The sequence below is a fragment of the Serratia sp. AKBS12 genome (assembly GCF_024793895.1).
Taxonomy (GTDB): domain Bacteria; phylum Pseudomonadota; class Gammaproteobacteria; order Enterobacterales; family Enterobacteriaceae; genus Serratia_F.
In genome coordinates this window covers 325,477-339,442 of the sequence record NZ_JANUSB010000016.1, presented here as the reverse complement: position 1 = coordinate 339,442, position 13,966 = coordinate 325,477, and the positions used below count along the sequence as shown (strand labels likewise).

The following is a 13,966-nucleotide window of genomic DNA, read 5'->3' as shown; positions in this document are numbered from 1 at the left end:
CGCATGCAAAAAGTATTGATAACCGGCTTTGAACCGTTTGACGGCGAGCGTGTGAATCCTTCATGGGAAGTGGTCAGGCAATTGAACGATATGCAACTGGCCGGCATACGGGTAGTGGCGCGTCAGTTGCCGTGCGTGTTTGGCGCGGCGCGCGATGTGCTGAACGCGGCGATTGACGAGATCGAGCCGCTGCTGGTGCTGGCGATCGGCCAGGCCGGCGGCCGCAGCGATATTTCGCTGGAGCGGGTGGCGATCAACGTTGACGATGCGCGCATCCCGGATAACCTGGGGCAGCAGCCGATCGATGAGCCGATTGTCGCTGACGGCCCGGCGGCCTATTTCAGCAGCTTGCCGATCAAGGCGATGGCAACGGCAATGCGCGAGGCGGGGATCCCTGCGTCGGTATCGCAGACCGCCGGTACCTTTGTCTGCAACCATGTGATGTACGGTCTGCTGCATCATTTGCACCATCGGCCACAGATCAAGGGCGGGTTCATTCATATTCCCTACCTGCCGGAACAGGCGGCGTCGCATCCCGGTGCGCCAAGCATGGCCGCCGGCACCGTGCTGTTTGCCCTGGAGCTGGCGATTTCCATTGCCCTGCAGGTAGAGCATGATTTGAAAATCGGCGGGGGCGCAACGCATTAACGCCCGCATCAGGAGGAGCTAGCATGCCGGAAGGACCGGAAATTCGCCGGGCGGCAGATACCTTGGCGGCGGCGGTGCTGGAGCAGCCGCTGACCGAGGTCTGGTTCGCCTTTCCGCAGTTAAGACACTACCAGCCAGAGTTGATCGGTCAGCGGATCGTGGCGATTGAACCGCGCGGCAAGGCGCTATTGACACACTTTTCCAACGGATTAACGCTGTACAGTCATAACCAGCTGTATGGCATCTGGAAAGTGGCAAAGGCCGGGGAATCCCCGGCGACCAAGCGCAGTCTGCGCGTGAGGCTGCAAACGGCGCGGCAGGCGATCCTGTTGTACAGCGCGTCGGATATCACCCTCGCCCCGCGGGAAGAAATAGCCATGCACCCGTTTTTACAGCGCATCGGCCCGGACGTGCTGGATATGGCATTGACGCAGCGGCAGGTCGCACAGCGTTTGCTTGCGCCGGCATTTTACCGGCGGCAGTTGGGCGGGCTACTGCTCGATCAGGCATTTTTGGCGGGGCTGGGTAATTATCTGCGGGCGGAAATCCTGTGGCAGGCGCAGCTGGCGCCGCAACACCGGCCGCAGGACTTGTCTGCCGATGCGCTGCAACGTCTGGCGCAGGCGATATTGGCGCTACCGCGATTATCTTATCAGACCCGTGGTCAGGCCAATGACGATGTGCATCATGGGGCATTGTTCAGCTTTAAGGTGTTTCATCGCAGCGGCGAGCCGTGCCTGCGCTGCGGAGCGATGATCGTGAAAACGACGCTGTCGTCGCGACCATTTTACTGGTGCCCTGTTTGCCAGCATTAATCGTTGGTATTGGGGGGCAAGCTGCAAGTTACCGGACGGTGACCCACATTAACCGCTGCGATAGGCTGCGGGAAGGAGCAAAAAAAAACGCCGCCCCGATGGGCGGCGTTGTCAGATGTAATCTGGTTAAACGCGGCGTTATTTCTTCAACTGAGAATTGAAGTCACGCTCAGCATAGCCGGTATACAGCTGACGCGGACGGGCGATCTTGATGCCTTCGTCGTGCATTTCGTTCCAGTGGGCGATCCAGCCGATGGTACGCGCGATGGCGAAGATAACGGTGAACATGGAGGACGGAATGCCCATCGCCTTCAGAATGATGCCCGAGTAGAAGTCGACGTTCGGGTACAGTTTCTTCTCGATGAAGTACGGGTCGTTCAGCGCGATGTGTTCCAGCTCCATCGCCACGGCCAGCAGGTTATCGTCTTTCTTGTTCAGTTCTTTCAGCACTTCGTGACAGGTTTCACGCATCACGGTGGCGCGTGGATCGTAATTTTTGTACACGCGGTGGCCGAAGCCCATCAGACGGAACGAATCGTTCTTGTCTTTGGCGCGCTTGATGAACTCTGGAATGTGTTCAACGGTTTTGATTTCTTCCAGCATCTTCAACGCGGCTTCGTTGGCACCACCGTGCGCCGGCCCCCACAGGGAAGCAATGCCGGCCGCGATGCAGGCAAACGGGTTGGCGCCTGACGAACCGGCGGTACGCACGGTAGAGGTGGAGGCGTTCTGCTCGTGATCGGCATGCAGGATCAGGATGCGATCCATGGCGCGTTCCAGCACCGGGTTCACCACGTACTCTTCGCACGGGGTGGCGAACATCATGTGCAGGAAGTTACCGGCATAAGACAGATCGTTGCGCGGATAGACGAACGGCTGGCCGAGGGAATATTTGTAACACATCGCCGCCACGGTCGGCATTTTGGACAGCAGGCGGAATGCGGTGATTTCACGGTGGCGTTCATTGTTGACGTCGAGCGCATCGTGGTAGAACGCCGCCAGCGCGCCGGTTACGCCGCACAGCACCGCCATTGGGTGTGAGTCGCGGCGGAAGCCACGGAACAGATGGGTGATCTGATCGTGGATCATGGTGTGGCGGGTGACGGTGGTCTTGAAGGTTTCGAACTCTTCCGGCGTTGGAGTTTCGCCGTACAGCAGGATGTAACACACTTCCAGATAAGAAGATTGTTTCGCCAGCTGCTCGATCGGGAAGCCACGGTGCAGAAGAACACCTTTGTCACCGTCAATGAAGGTGATTTTGGATTCGCAGGAAGCGGTGGAGGTAAAGCCGGGATCGAATGTGAAATAACCTTTGGAACCCAGGGCGCGGACGTCGAGGACATCGGGACCCAGCGTTGGGGTTAGTACGCCCAGTTCGATCGGAGCTTCGCCGCCATTGATGGTTAGCGTCGCTTTCTTATCAGTCATTTACAGTCTCCTTAGCGCCTTATTTTAAAAACCTCTAACAACTGAAATACCTTAAATCTCCGCCAGTTGCCCACAAATAAGCAAAACCGGCGCCAACTCTGTGAGCGACTGCGCAATTGCGCTGGTAGGGTACAGAGTGTCAAACCGTTCGTCATTCATGTCGCAGCGGTATGGCCGCGCCGACCCCGGTTGTGTATGCCGTTCAGGCAGTCGGGGCATACGCTTGCCTCCTGGCTACAACGTGAAATCCATTGGGTTTGACCAGGCGAACGAGACGGGTGACCAGTTGTTAACGATTCGTTGAATTCGTTATTTTCTGTTAATCATTACCTACGACGTGTTCGGGGGTTTTAACCAAATACACTGTTGCATAACTTGTGCGTAGGGGGAAGTGTATCTGCTGACCTATAGCGCATCATAGGACCGTTTGTGCCCCTATATGTAATGGAAATGTTGATCTCTTGTCAAATCAGATAATTAATTTTGCACTAATTGTGAAAATCGTGATCTAAATCACTGTTCGGGGGAAATGTTATCAAAGGGATTGTACGGGAATTGTAATCAGAATGTGATCCTCCTATACTGCCGCCAGGTCTCCGGATTACCCTGAAGTAGGAGCACCCAGCGTTATAACTACGCGCCGTTTAAGCACAGAGGATGTTGATGTTTGAGCGCGTGACGTGTAAGGGTTTTGGCTCTTAACGCTGTCTGATCCCCACCCAGGCCCGGAGGAAGGAAAATAATAAGAGCTGTGTGGGCAAAACCGTGAAAAAACAAAGACCTGTCAACCTGGATCTGCAAACGATCCGGTTTCCCGTAACTGCGATAGCGTCCATCTTACACCGAGTCTCTGGCGTAATTACCTTCGTTGCCGTGGGTATCCTCCTCTGGCTGCTGGGCATGTCACTCTCCTCTCAAGAGGGTTTCCTGCAGGCTGCCGCCATCATGAATAGCTTCTTCGTCAAATTCATCTTCTGGGGGATCCTCACTGCGTTGGCCTATCACATTTGCGGTGGCATTCGTCACTTGTTAATGGATTTTGGCTATATCGAAGAGAGTTTAGCCGCTGGCCAGCGTTCTGCCCAGGTGGCGTTCGTTCTGACCGCCGTGCTGTCAATTCTGGCTGGAGTCCTCGTATGGTAAGCAATGTTTCTGCATTAGGACGCAACGGCGTACACGACTGGTTGTTACTGCGTGCTTCCGCCATCGTCATCACCCTGTATGTTCTCTATATCCTGGGCTTTGTTGCCACGGCTCCGGATATGACCTACGAAATCTGGCGCGGTTTCTTCGCAACCAGCATTACGAAAGTATTCACCCTGTTAACGCTGTTGTCGATTCTGGTGCATGCCTGGATCGGTATGTGGCAGGTGCTGACGGACTATATCAAGCCACTGGCGTTACGCCTGATGCTGCAACTGGCGATTGTCGTCGCGTTGCTGGTTTATTTACTGTACGGAACAATCGTAGTGTGGGGTGCGTAAACAATGAAACTGCCAGTCAGAGAGTTTGATGCAGTGGTTATCGGTGCAGGCGGCGCAGGTATGCGTGCGGCACTGCAAATTTCCCAAGCGGGCTCAACCTGTGCCCTGCTGTCAAAAGTATTCCCGACCCGTTCCCATACCGTGTCTGCCCAGGGCGGTATTACCGTTGCGCTGGGTAACAGCCACGAGGACAACTGGGAATGGCATATGTACGATACGGTAAAAGGCTCCGACTACATCGGTGACCAGGACGCCATTGAATATATGTGTAAAACCGGCCCGGAAGCGATTCTGGAACTGGAACACATGGGCTTGCCGTTTTCCCGCCTGGACGATGGCCGCATTTATCAACGTCCATTCGGTGGCCAGTCGCTGAACTTCGGCGGCGAGCAGGCGGCCCGTACCGCGGCAGCGGCTGACCGTACCGGCCACGCGCTGCTCCACACCCTGTATCAGCAGAACCTGAAGAACCACACCACCATCTTTTCCGAGTGGTACGCGCTTGATCTGGTCAAAAACCAGGATGGCGCGGTGGTGGGGACTACCGCCATCTGTATTGAAACCGGCGAAGTGGTGTACTTCAAGGCCAAGGCGACCGTGCTGGCCACCGGCGGCGCGGGCCGCATTTACCAGTCTACCACCAACGCCCACATCAATACCGGCGACGGGGTCGGCATGGCTATCCGTGCCGGCGTGCCAGTGCAGGATATGGAAATGTGGCAGTTCCACCCAACCGGCATCGCCGGAGCGGGGGTACTGGTTACCGAAGGTTGCCGCGGCGAAGGCGGCTACCTGCTGAACAAGCACGGCGAACGCTTTATGGAGCGTTATGCGCCGAACGCCAAGGATCTGGCGGGACGCGACGTGGTTGCCCGTTCGATCATGATCGAAATCCGCGAAGGCCGTGGCTGCGACGGTCCATGGGGCCCGCATGCCAAACTGAAGCTGGATCACCTCGGTAAGGAGGTGCTGGAATCCCGCCTGCCGGGCATTCTCGAGCTGTCGCGCACCTTTGCCCACGTCGATCCGGTCAAAGAACCGATCCCGGTTATCCCGACCTGCCACTATATGATGGGCGGCATCCCAACCAAAGTGACCGGCCAGGCGCTGACGGTGAACGAAAAAGGTGAAGACGTAGTGATTCCGGGGCTGTTCGCGGTGGGTGAAATCGCCTGCGTATCGGTACACGGTGCCAACCGTCTGGGCGGTAACTCGCTGCTGGATCTGGTGGTGTTCGGTCGTTCCGCCGGCATGCACCTGCAGGAATCGTTGGCAGAGCAGGGCGAAAGCCGTGACGCCAGCGACTCCGACGTCGAAGCTTCGCTGGACCGCCTCAACCGCTGGAACAATACCCGTTCCGGTGAAGATCCGGTCGAAATCCGCAAGGCACTGCAATCCTGCATGCAGCACAACTTCTCGGTGTTCCGCGAAGGCGATGCGATGGCGAAAGGGTTGGAAGAGCTGAAAGTGATCCGTGAACGTCTGAAGAACGCCCGTCTGGACGATACCTCCAGCGAATTCAATACCCAGCGCATTGAATGCCTGGAGTTGGATAACCTGATGGAGACTGCGTTTTCCACCGCCGTTTCGGCCAACTTCCGTACCGAGAGCCGTGGCGCACACAGCCGCTTCGACTACCCGGAACGTGACGATGCCAACTGGCTGTGCCATTCGCTGTATCTGCCGCAGTCGGAAAGCATGACCCGTCGTGAAGTGAACATGCAACCGACACTGCGCCCGGCATTCCCGCCGAAAGTGCGTTCTTACTAATTTCGCGGAGATCGATTGATGAAACTCGAATTCTCAATATATCGCTATAACCCGGATGTCGATGACGCTCCGCACATGCAGGATTACCAGCTTGAGGCGGAAGAAGGGCGCGACATGATGCTGCTGGACGCGCTGATTCTGCTGAAGGAAAAGGATCCGACGCTGTCGTTCCGCCGCTCATGCCGTGAGGGCGTGTGCGGTTCCGATGGTCTGAACATGAACGGCAAAAACGGCCTGGCGTGTATCACCCCGGTGTCGTCGCTGAGCAAAGGCAAGGGTAAAATCGTCATTCGTCCACTGCCTGGGTTGCCGGTGGTACGCGACCTGGTGGTCGATATGGGGCAGTTTTATACCCAGTATGAAAAGATCAAGCCTTACCTGCTGAACGACGGCAAAACGCCGCCGGCGCGCGAACACCTGCAATCGCCGGAACAACGGGCTAAACTTGATGGTTTGTACGAGTGCATTCTGTGCGCCTGCTGCTCTACCTCGTGTCCGTCGTTCTGGTGGAACCCGGACAAATTCGTTGGTCCGGCAGGCCTGTTGGCGGCGTATCGCTTCCTGATTGACAGCCGAGATACCGAAACTGCAGCACGTTTGGATGATCTGGACGATGCTTTCAGTGTTTTCCGCTGCCATAGCATTATGAATTGTGTCAGTGTATGTCCTAAAGGCTTGAACCCGACCCGCGCTATCGGTCACATCAAGTCGATGCTGCTGCAACGCGGCGCATAATCGGACGGTGCGCCGGGCATGCCCGGCGCACCATTGGCAGGAAACCTCTAAAAGCTGACCCGTGATTGTGGCACCAGGCAATCAGGTTCGTCCCGCCGGTTTTTAGAGGTTCCTTGTAAGGGACCGCAAGGTCCATAACAGAACGTAAACAGATACCCGAAGTCGCCGATGCCTCGCATTGGTAACCCAGGGGATACGTCCAGTGAACCGTTTTTACGGCAAACCGTTTCAATCACGGTAATTATGTTAACCACGGCGAAAACTAAAGCTTTAAAGCTTAAGGGATCATAATGCAGAACGGCGCAATGAAGGCCTGGCTGGATTCCTCCTATCTGGCGGGCGCGAACCAGTCCTACATAGAGCAGCTCTATGAAGACTTTTTAACCGATCCGGGCTCCGTTGAAGATAGCTGGCGTTCCATTTTCCAACAGCTACCAACTGCGGGTGTCAAACCCGATCAACTCCACTCCCAAACTCGTGAATACTTCCGCCGGCTGGCGAAGGACTCTGCGCGTTATAACTCCACCATCACCGATCCTGAAACCGATGCCAAGCAGGTCAAGGTATTGCAGCTGATTAACGCCTTCCGTTTCCGCGGACATCAGCATGCCAACCTCGATCCGCTCGGGCTGTGGAAGCAGGAAGCGGTTTCTGACCTCGATCCGGCTTACCATAATTTGACCGAGGCGGATTTCCAGGAAAGCTTCAACGTGGGTTCATTTGCCATTGGCAAGGAAACCATGAAGCTGGCGGATCTGTATGCCGCGCTGAAGCAGACCTATTGCGGTTCGATCGGTGCGGAATATATGCACATCACCAACACGGAAGAAAAACGCTGGATCCAGCAGCGGATTGAGTCCGTGGTCGGTCATGCCAGCTTCACCAATGACGAAAAACGCCGTTTCCTGAACGAGCTGACCGCAGCGGAAGGGCTGGAACGCTATCTTGGCGCCAAGTTCCCTGGGGCGAAACGCTTCTCGCTGGAAGGTGGCGACGCGCTGGTACCAATGCTGAAGGAAATGGTGCGCCATGCCGGTAAAAACGGCACGCGCGAAGTAGTGCTGGGCATGGCCCACCGTGGGCGACTGAACGTACTGATCAACGTGCTGGGCAAAAAGCCGGCCGATCTGTTCGACGAATTCGCCGGCAAGCACAAAGAACACCTCGGCACCGGCGACGTAAAATATCACCAGGGCTTCTCCTCCGACGTTGAAACCGAAGGCGGCATGGTGCACCTGGCGCTGGCGTTCAACCCGTCGCATCTGGAGATCGTCAGCCCGGTGGTGATGGGCTCGGTTCGCGCCCGTCGCGATCGCCTGGACGAAGCACGCAGCAACATGGTATTGCCAATCACCATTCACGGTGACGCTGCGATCACCGGCCAGGGCGTGGTGCAGGAAACCCTGAACATGTCTCAGGCGCGAGGCTACGAAGTGGGTGGCACGGTGCGCATCGTCATCAACAACCAGATTGGTTTCACCACCTCCAATCCGCAGGATGCGCGTTCGACCCAATACTGTACCGACATTGCCAAGATGGTGCAGTCGCCTATCTTCCACGTCAATGCCGACGATCCGGAAGCGGTGGCCTTTGTTACCCGTCTGGCGTTGGATTTCCGTAACACCTTTAAACGTGACGTGATGATCGATCTGGTCTGTTACCGTCGCCATGGGCACAACGAGGCCGATGAGCCAAGTGCAACCCAGCCGGTGATGTATCAGAAGATCAAAAAGCATCCGACACCTCGCAAGATTTATGCCGACGTGCTGACCGAGCAAAAAGTCGCCACGCTGGAAGATGCCACGGAAATGGTCAACCTGTATCGCGATGCGCTCGACCGCGGCGAATGCGTGGTGGAAGAGTGGCGTCCGATGAATCTGCACTCCTTTACCTGGTCGCCGTACCTCAACCACGAGTGGGACGAAGAGTACCCAAGCAAGGTTGAAACCAAACGCCTGCAGGATCTGGCGCGCCGCATCAGTACGGTGCCGGACGCGGTAGAAATGCAGTCGCGGGTAGCCAAAATCTATGGCGATCGCAGCGAAATGGCCGCCGGCAACAAACCGTTCGACTGGGGTGCGGCCGAAACGCTGGCATACGCCACGCTGGTAGATGAAGGCATCCCAATCCGCCTGTCCGGTGAAGACGCCGGTCGCGGTACCTTCTTCCACCGCCATGCGGTGGTGCACAACCAGAAAAACGGTTCGGTGTACGTCCCTCTGTCCAATGTGCATTCCGGCCAGGGCGAGTTCAAGGTGTGGGACTCGGTGCTGTCTGAAGAAGCGGTGCTGGCATTCGAATATGGCTACGCTACCGCAGAACCGCGTACCCTGACCATCTGGGAAGCGCAGTTCGGTGACTTCGCCAACGGCGCGCAGGTGGTGATTGACCAGTTCATCAGCTCCGGCGAACAGAAATGGGGCCGCATGTGTGGTCTGGTGATGTTGCTGCCGCACGGTTACGAAGGCCAGGGTCCGGAGCACTCCTCCGCACGTCTGGAACGTTATCTGCAACTGTGTGCAGAACAGAACATGCAGGTGTGCATTCCGTCTACGCCGGCGCAGGTTTACCACATGTTGCGTCGTCAGGCATTGCGCGGTATGCGCCGTCCGCTGGTGGTGATGTCGCCGAAATCCCTGCTGCGCCATCCGCTGGCAGTGTCCTCGCTGGATGAACTGGCCAACGGCAGCTTCCTGCCGGCGATCGGTGAAATCGACGAGCTGGATCCGAAAGCGGTCAAGCGCGTGGTGATGTGCTCGGGCAAGGTGTATTACGATCTGCTGGAACAGCGCCGCAAAAACGACAAGAAAGACGTCGCCATTGTCCGTATCGAACAGCTGTATCCGTTCCCGCACCAGGCGGTGCAGGCGGTACTGGAACAGTACGCGCACGTGCATGACTTCGTCTGGTGTCAGGAAGAGCCGCTGAACCAGGGTGCCTGGTACTGTAGCCAGCATAATTTCCGTGAAGTGATTCCGTTCGGGGCCTCTTTACGTTACGCCGGGCGTCCAGCCTCTGCTTCGCCGGCAGTGGGTTATATGTCCGTACACCAGAAGCAGCAGCAGGCTCTGGTTAATGATGCGCTGAATATTGATTAAAAATTTAAGGGAAAGCTAATGAGTAGCGTAGATATTCTGGTTCCTGACCTTCCTGAATCGGTAGCGGATGCGACCGTGGCGACCTGGCATAAAAAACCGGGCGATGCGGTAAACCGCGATGAAGTGCTGGTAGAGATCGAAACCGACAAAGTGGTACTCGAAGTACCGGCCAGTGAAGCAGGCATCCTGGATGCGATCGTTGAAGAAGAAGGTGCCACGGTGCTTTCTCGTCAGATCCTTGGCCGTATTCGCCCAGGCGACAGCGCGGGTAAACCGACTGCAGAAAAGAGCCAGAGCACAGAATCCACCCCGGCCCAGCGTGCTACCGCCAGCCTGGACGAAGAGAGCAATGACGCGCTCAGCCCGGCGATTCGCCGCCTGATTGCCGAACACGATCTCGATGCTGCCGCCATCAAGGGCAGCGGCGTGGGAGGGCGTATCACCCGTGAAGACGTTGAAGCGCATCTGGCGAACGGCGGCAAGAAGGCCGACAAGCCGGCGGCAGCAACAGAAGCCGCACCGCAGCCAGCCTTGAGTGCACGCTCCGAAAAACGCGTGCCGATGTCTCGTCTGCGCAAACGCGTGGCCGAACGTCTGCTGGAAGCGAAGAACAGCACGGCCATGTTGACCACTTTCAACGAAATCAACATGCAGCCGATTATGGATCTGCGCAAGCAATACGGCGAAGCCTTCGAAAAACGCCACGGTGTACGTCTGGGCTTTATGTCCTTCTACATCAAGGCGGTGGTTGAAGCGCTGAAACGCTATCCGGAAGTAAACGCCTCGATCGACGGTGAAGACGTTGTCTATCACAACTACTTCGACGTCAGCATCGCGGTTTCCACCCCGCGTGGCCTGGTAACGCCGGTTCTGCGCGACGTGGACACCATGAGCATGGCGGATATCGAGAAGAAAATCAAAGAGCTGGCGGTCAAAGGCCGTGACGGCAAATTGAAAGTGGAAGAACTGACCGGCGGTAACTTCACCATTACCAACGGCGGCGTCTTCGGCTCGCTGATGTCCACCCCGATCATCAACCCGCCGCAAAGCGCGATCCTCGGCATGCACGCCATCAAGGATCGTCCAATGGCGGTGAACGGCCAGGTGGTCATTCAACCGATGATGTATCTGGCGCTCTCTTACGATCACCGCCTGATCGACGGCAAAGAGTCCGTGGGTTACCTGGTGACGGTGAAAGAGATGCTGGAAGATCCGGCTCGTCTGCTGCTGGACGTATAGTAACTCCTACCTGGGCGCGGCAGTGTCGCGCCCGCACTCTGTGCTATGTGGCCGATACGTCACGCGGTTTTTCCGCAACGGTGACCCGGCTAAAACTTCAGACCTGAATGGATAGAACATCATGAATTTACACGAATATCAGGCAAAACAGCTGTTTGCTCGGTATGGTATGCCGGCACCAACCGGTTATGCCTGTACTACACCGCGTGAAGCAGAAGAAGCCGCCTCCAAAATCGGCTCCGGCCCGTGGGTAGTGAAATGTCAGGTTCATGCTGGCGGCCGCGGCAAAGCCGGCGGCGTTAAAGTGGTTAACAGCAAGGAAGATATCCGCGCCTTCGCCGAAGCGTGGCTGGGCAAACGTCTGGTGACCTACCAGACTGACGCACTGGGCCAGCCGGTTCACCAGATCCTGGTGGAAGCGGCGACCGACATCGATAAAGAGCTGTACCTGGGCGCAGTGGTTGACCGCGGTACGCGTCGTATCGTGTTCATGGCGTCTACCGAAGGCGGCGTGGAAATCGAGAAAGTGGCGGAAGAAACCCCGGAACTGATCCACAAGATGACCATCGATCCACTGGCAGGTCCGCAGCCTTACCAGGGGCGTGAATTGGCGTTCAAACTGGGCCTGACCGGCAAACAGGTCAGCCAGTTCGCCAAGATCTTCATGGGGCTGGCCACGCTGTTCATCGAACGCGATCTGGCGATGGTTGAGATCAACCCGCTGGTGATCACCAAGCAGGGCGATCTGATCTGCCTGGACGGCAAACTGGGTGCTGACGGCAATGCCCTGTTCCGTCAGTCCGAGCTGCGTGAAATGCGCGATCCTTCTCAGGAAGACGAGCGCGAATCACGTGCGGCACAGTGGGAACTGAACTATGTCGCGCTGGACGGCAACATCGGCTGCATGGTTAACGGCGCAGGTCTGGCGATGGGCACCATGGACATCGTTAAACTGCACGGCGGCGAACCGGCCAACTTCCTGGACGTTGGCGGCGGCGCAACCAAGGAGCGTGTGACCGAAGCATTCAAAATCATTCTGTCTGACGACAAGGTGAAAGCGGTTCTGGTTAACATTTTCGGTGGTATCGTGCGTTGCGATCTGATCGCCGACGGTATCATTGGCGCAGTGGCTGAAGTGGGCGTTAACGTCCCGGTGGTGGTGCGTCTGGAAGGTAACAACGCCGAACTGGGCGCCAAGAAACTGGCGGACAGCGGTTTGAATATCATTGCTGCGACCAGCCTGACTGATGCGGCTCAGCAAGTTGTTGCGGCAGTGGAGGGTAAATAATGTCCATTTTGATCGATAAGAACACCAAAGTAATTTGCCAGGGCTTCACCGGTAGCCAGGGGACTTTCCACTCCGAGCAGGCTATCGCCTACGGTACCAAAATGGTTGGTGGCGTGACGCCTGGCAAGGGCGGTACCACGCATCTGGGCCTGCCGGTGTTCAACACCGTGCGTGAAGCGGTAGAAACTACCGGCGCGACCGCGTCTGTTATCTACGTTCCGGCGCCGTTCTGCAAAGATTCCATCCTGGAAGCCATCGATGCCGGTATTAAACTGATCATCACCATCACCGAAGGCATCCCGACGCTGGATATGCTGACAGTCAAGGTGAAACTGGATGAAGCTGGCGTGCGCATGATCGGCCCGAACTGCCCAGGCGTGATCACGCCGGGCGAATGCAAAATCGGCATCATGCCTGGCCACATCCACCTGCCGGGTAAAGTGGGTATCGTTTCTCGTTCCGGGACGCTGACCTATGAGGCGGTGAAGCAAACCACCGATGCCGGCCTGGGCCAGTCCACCTGCGTGGGCATCGGCGGCGATCCAATTCCTGGCTCTAACTTCATCGATATCCTGAAAATGTTCCAGGAAGATCCGCAGACCGAAGCCATCGTCATGATCGGTGAAATCGGCGGCAGCGCGGAAGAAGAAGCGGCAGCCTATATCAAGGAACACGTCACCAAGCCGGTGGTTGGTTATATTGCTGGCGTTACCGCGCCGAAGGGCAAACGTATGGGCCATGCTGGCGCCATCATTGCCGGCGGCAAAGGTACCGCGGATGAGAAATTTGCCGCGCTGGAAGCGGCAGGGGTTAAAACCGTACGCAGCCTGGCTGACATCGGTGACGCAGTGAAAGCGGTATTGAATCGCTGATCGCAATGCAATAATACGATTTCGACATGTTTGGCCGCCCATGGGCGGCCTTTTTTATGCCTATTGATCGAAATGTGCCTTGTAGCGGTGTAAGTAAATAAAATTATAAAATTTGCGATCGGCTCCGCAAACTGAGGCTATAGTTAATTAGCCCATCCTTCATTTTGACTCACGGTAGGATAAGTCTTGTAAGAAAATAAAAGGTTAATATTCGGTGCTATAAAACAGCTATTTACTCTAATATCAGCCTTTTTAGTCACAAGCCATTAACACAAAAATATCATTAAAAAACAATTAAACCGTTAATTAACACGGCCTCAAGAAAATTAGACGAAATCGTGTGATGAATCTGGAAATAAACTCCAGTTAGGCTTAAATTGTCCCAGATCAATTTGCACCCGAGTACCACTTTTGGCTATGTTTTGACCTGTAGCCAAATTTCCAACCCTCGTCACGTAAAAACCTATTTATTGTGTGGGTTTGGGCGAGTATCATCATAATGTAATTATGAATTGTTGATCTTGTTGCAGTTGTTACCCGCTGTCGTTTTTCGGTGATGCGTTCATCCCTGGCCTGGTTCAGGCTGGAG

The 13,966-nt window shown here is 56.1% G+C and carries 11 protein-coding genes; 10 read left to right on the top strand and 1 reads right to left on the bottom strand.

Going from position 1 to position 13,966, the window contains the following annotated elements; genetic code table 11:
- Positions 1-3 precede the first annotated feature (3 nt).
- The gene (gene pcp / locus NYE85_RS20995; RefSeq protein ID WP_259006659.1) at positions 4-648 is read left to right on the top strand and encodes a pyroglutamyl-peptidase I; all 645 of its coding nucleotides are present in this window, start codon (positions 4-6) and stop codon (positions 646-648) included.
- A 23-nt stretch (positions 649-671) separates the two neighbouring features.
- Complete coding sequence (gene nei / locus NYE85_RS20990) at positions 672-1,463, top strand: endonuclease VIII (protein ID WP_259006658.1); 792 nt, start codon at positions 672-674, stop codon at positions 1,461-1,463.
- A gap of 138 nt (positions 1,464-1,601) precedes the next feature.
- On the opposite strand, the gene NYE85_RS20985 is transcribed toward nei, so the two are convergent.
- Positions 1,602-2,891 (bottom strand): citrate synthase, encoded by a 1,290-nt coding sequence (locus tag NYE85_RS20985; RefSeq protein ID WP_004965815.1) that lies wholly within the window; start codon positions 2,889-2,891, stop codon positions 1,602-1,604.
- Positions 2,892-3,644: 753 nt separating this feature from the next.
- Between NYE85_RS20985 and sdhC the strand changes: the two genes are divergently transcribed.
- The 8 genes from sdhC to sucD all read left to right on the top strand — a co-directional run bounded on the left by sdhC (position 3,645) and on the right by sucD (position 13,377).
- Positions 3,645-4,034, top strand: coding sequence for a succinate dehydrogenase cytochrome b556 subunit (sdhC, locus tag NYE85_RS20980; RefSeq protein ID WP_004965813.1), 390 nt, complete (start codon positions 3,645-3,647; stop codon positions 4,032-4,034).
- Entirely contained in the window at positions 4,028-4,375 is a 348-nt protein-coding gene (gene sdhD / locus NYE85_RS20975) for a succinate dehydrogenase membrane anchor subunit (protein WP_004965811.1), read from the top strand. Before sdhC ends, sdhD begins: the two co-directional genes overlap by 7 nt.
- A gap of 3 nt (positions 4,376-4,378) precedes the next feature.
- A complete protein-coding gene (gene sdhA, locus NYE85_RS20970) occupies positions 4,379-6,145 on the top strand; it encodes a succinate dehydrogenase flavoprotein subunit (protein ID WP_259006657.1) in 1,767 nt (588 codons plus the stop codon).
- 18 nt (positions 6,146-6,163) lie between these two features.
- A complete protein-coding gene (locus NYE85_RS20965; RefSeq protein WP_004965808.1) occupies positions 6,164-6,880 on the top strand; it encodes a succinate dehydrogenase iron-sulfur subunit in 717 nt (238 codons plus the stop codon).
- A 290-nt stretch (positions 6,881-7,170) separates the two neighbouring features.
- Positions 7,171-9,978, top strand: a complete 2,808-nt coding sequence (sucA, locus tag NYE85_RS20960; protein WP_259006656.1) for a 2-oxoglutarate dehydrogenase E1 component — start codon at positions 7,171-7,173, stop codon at positions 9,976-9,978.
- 18 nt (positions 9,979-9,996) lie between these two features.
- A complete protein-coding gene (gene odhB, locus NYE85_RS20955; RefSeq protein WP_259006655.1) occupies positions 9,997-11,217 on the top strand; it encodes a 2-oxoglutarate dehydrogenase complex dihydrolipoyllysine-residue succinyltransferase in 1,221 nt (406 codons plus the stop codon).
- 121 nt (positions 11,218-11,338) lie between these two features.
- Positions 11,339-12,505 (top strand): ADP-forming succinate--CoA ligase subunit beta, encoded by a 1,167-nt coding sequence (gene sucC, locus NYE85_RS20950; RefSeq protein WP_004965801.1) that lies wholly within the window; start codon positions 11,339-11,341, stop codon positions 12,503-12,505.
- Positions 12,505-13,377, top strand: a complete 873-nt coding sequence (gene sucD / locus NYE85_RS20945; RefSeq protein WP_004965798.1) for a succinate--CoA ligase subunit alpha — start codon at positions 12,505-12,507, stop codon at positions 13,375-13,377. The genes sucC and sucD overlap by 1 nt, the downstream gene beginning before the upstream one ends.
- The last annotated feature ends 589 nt before the right edge of the window (positions 13,378-13,966 follow it).

What these genes read in the sequence shown, in the direction of transcription:
- pcp (WP_259006659.1), top strand. Translation starts at nt 4, where the DNA reads ATGCAAAAAGTATTGATAACCGGCTTTGAACCGTTTGACGGCGAGCGT.
- nei (WP_259006658.1), top strand. Translation starts at nt 672, where the DNA reads ATGCCGGAAGGACCGGAAATTCGCCGGGCGGCAGATACCTTGGCGGCG.
- NYE85_RS20985 (WP_004965815.1), bottom strand. Translation starts at nt 2,891, where the DNA reads ATGACTGATAAGAAAGCGACGCTAACCATCAATGGCGGCGAAGCTCCG.
- sdhD (WP_004965811.1), top strand. Translation starts at nt 4,028, where the DNA reads ATGGTAAGCAATGTTTCTGCATTAGGACGCAACGGCGTACACGACTGG.
- sdhA (WP_259006657.1), top strand. Translation starts at nt 4,379, where the DNA reads ATGAAACTGCCAGTCAGAGAGTTTGATGCAGTGGTTATCGGTGCAGGC.
- NYE85_RS20965 (WP_004965808.1), top strand. Translation starts at nt 6,164, where the DNA reads ATGAAACTCGAATTCTCAATATATCGCTATAACCCGGATGTCGATGAC.
- sucA (WP_259006656.1), top strand. Translation starts at nt 7,171, where the DNA reads ATGCAGAACGGCGCAATGAAGGCCTGGCTGGATTCCTCCTATCTGGCG.
- odhB (WP_259006655.1), top strand. Translation starts at nt 9,997, where the DNA reads ATGAGTAGCGTAGATATTCTGGTTCCTGACCTTCCTGAATCGGTAGCG.
- sucC (WP_004965801.1), top strand. Translation starts at nt 11,339, where the DNA reads ATGAATTTACACGAATATCAGGCAAAACAGCTGTTTGCTCGGTATGGT.
- sucD (WP_004965798.1), top strand. Translation starts at nt 12,505, where the DNA reads ATGTCCATTTTGATCGATAAGAACACCAAAGTAATTTGCCAGGGCTTC.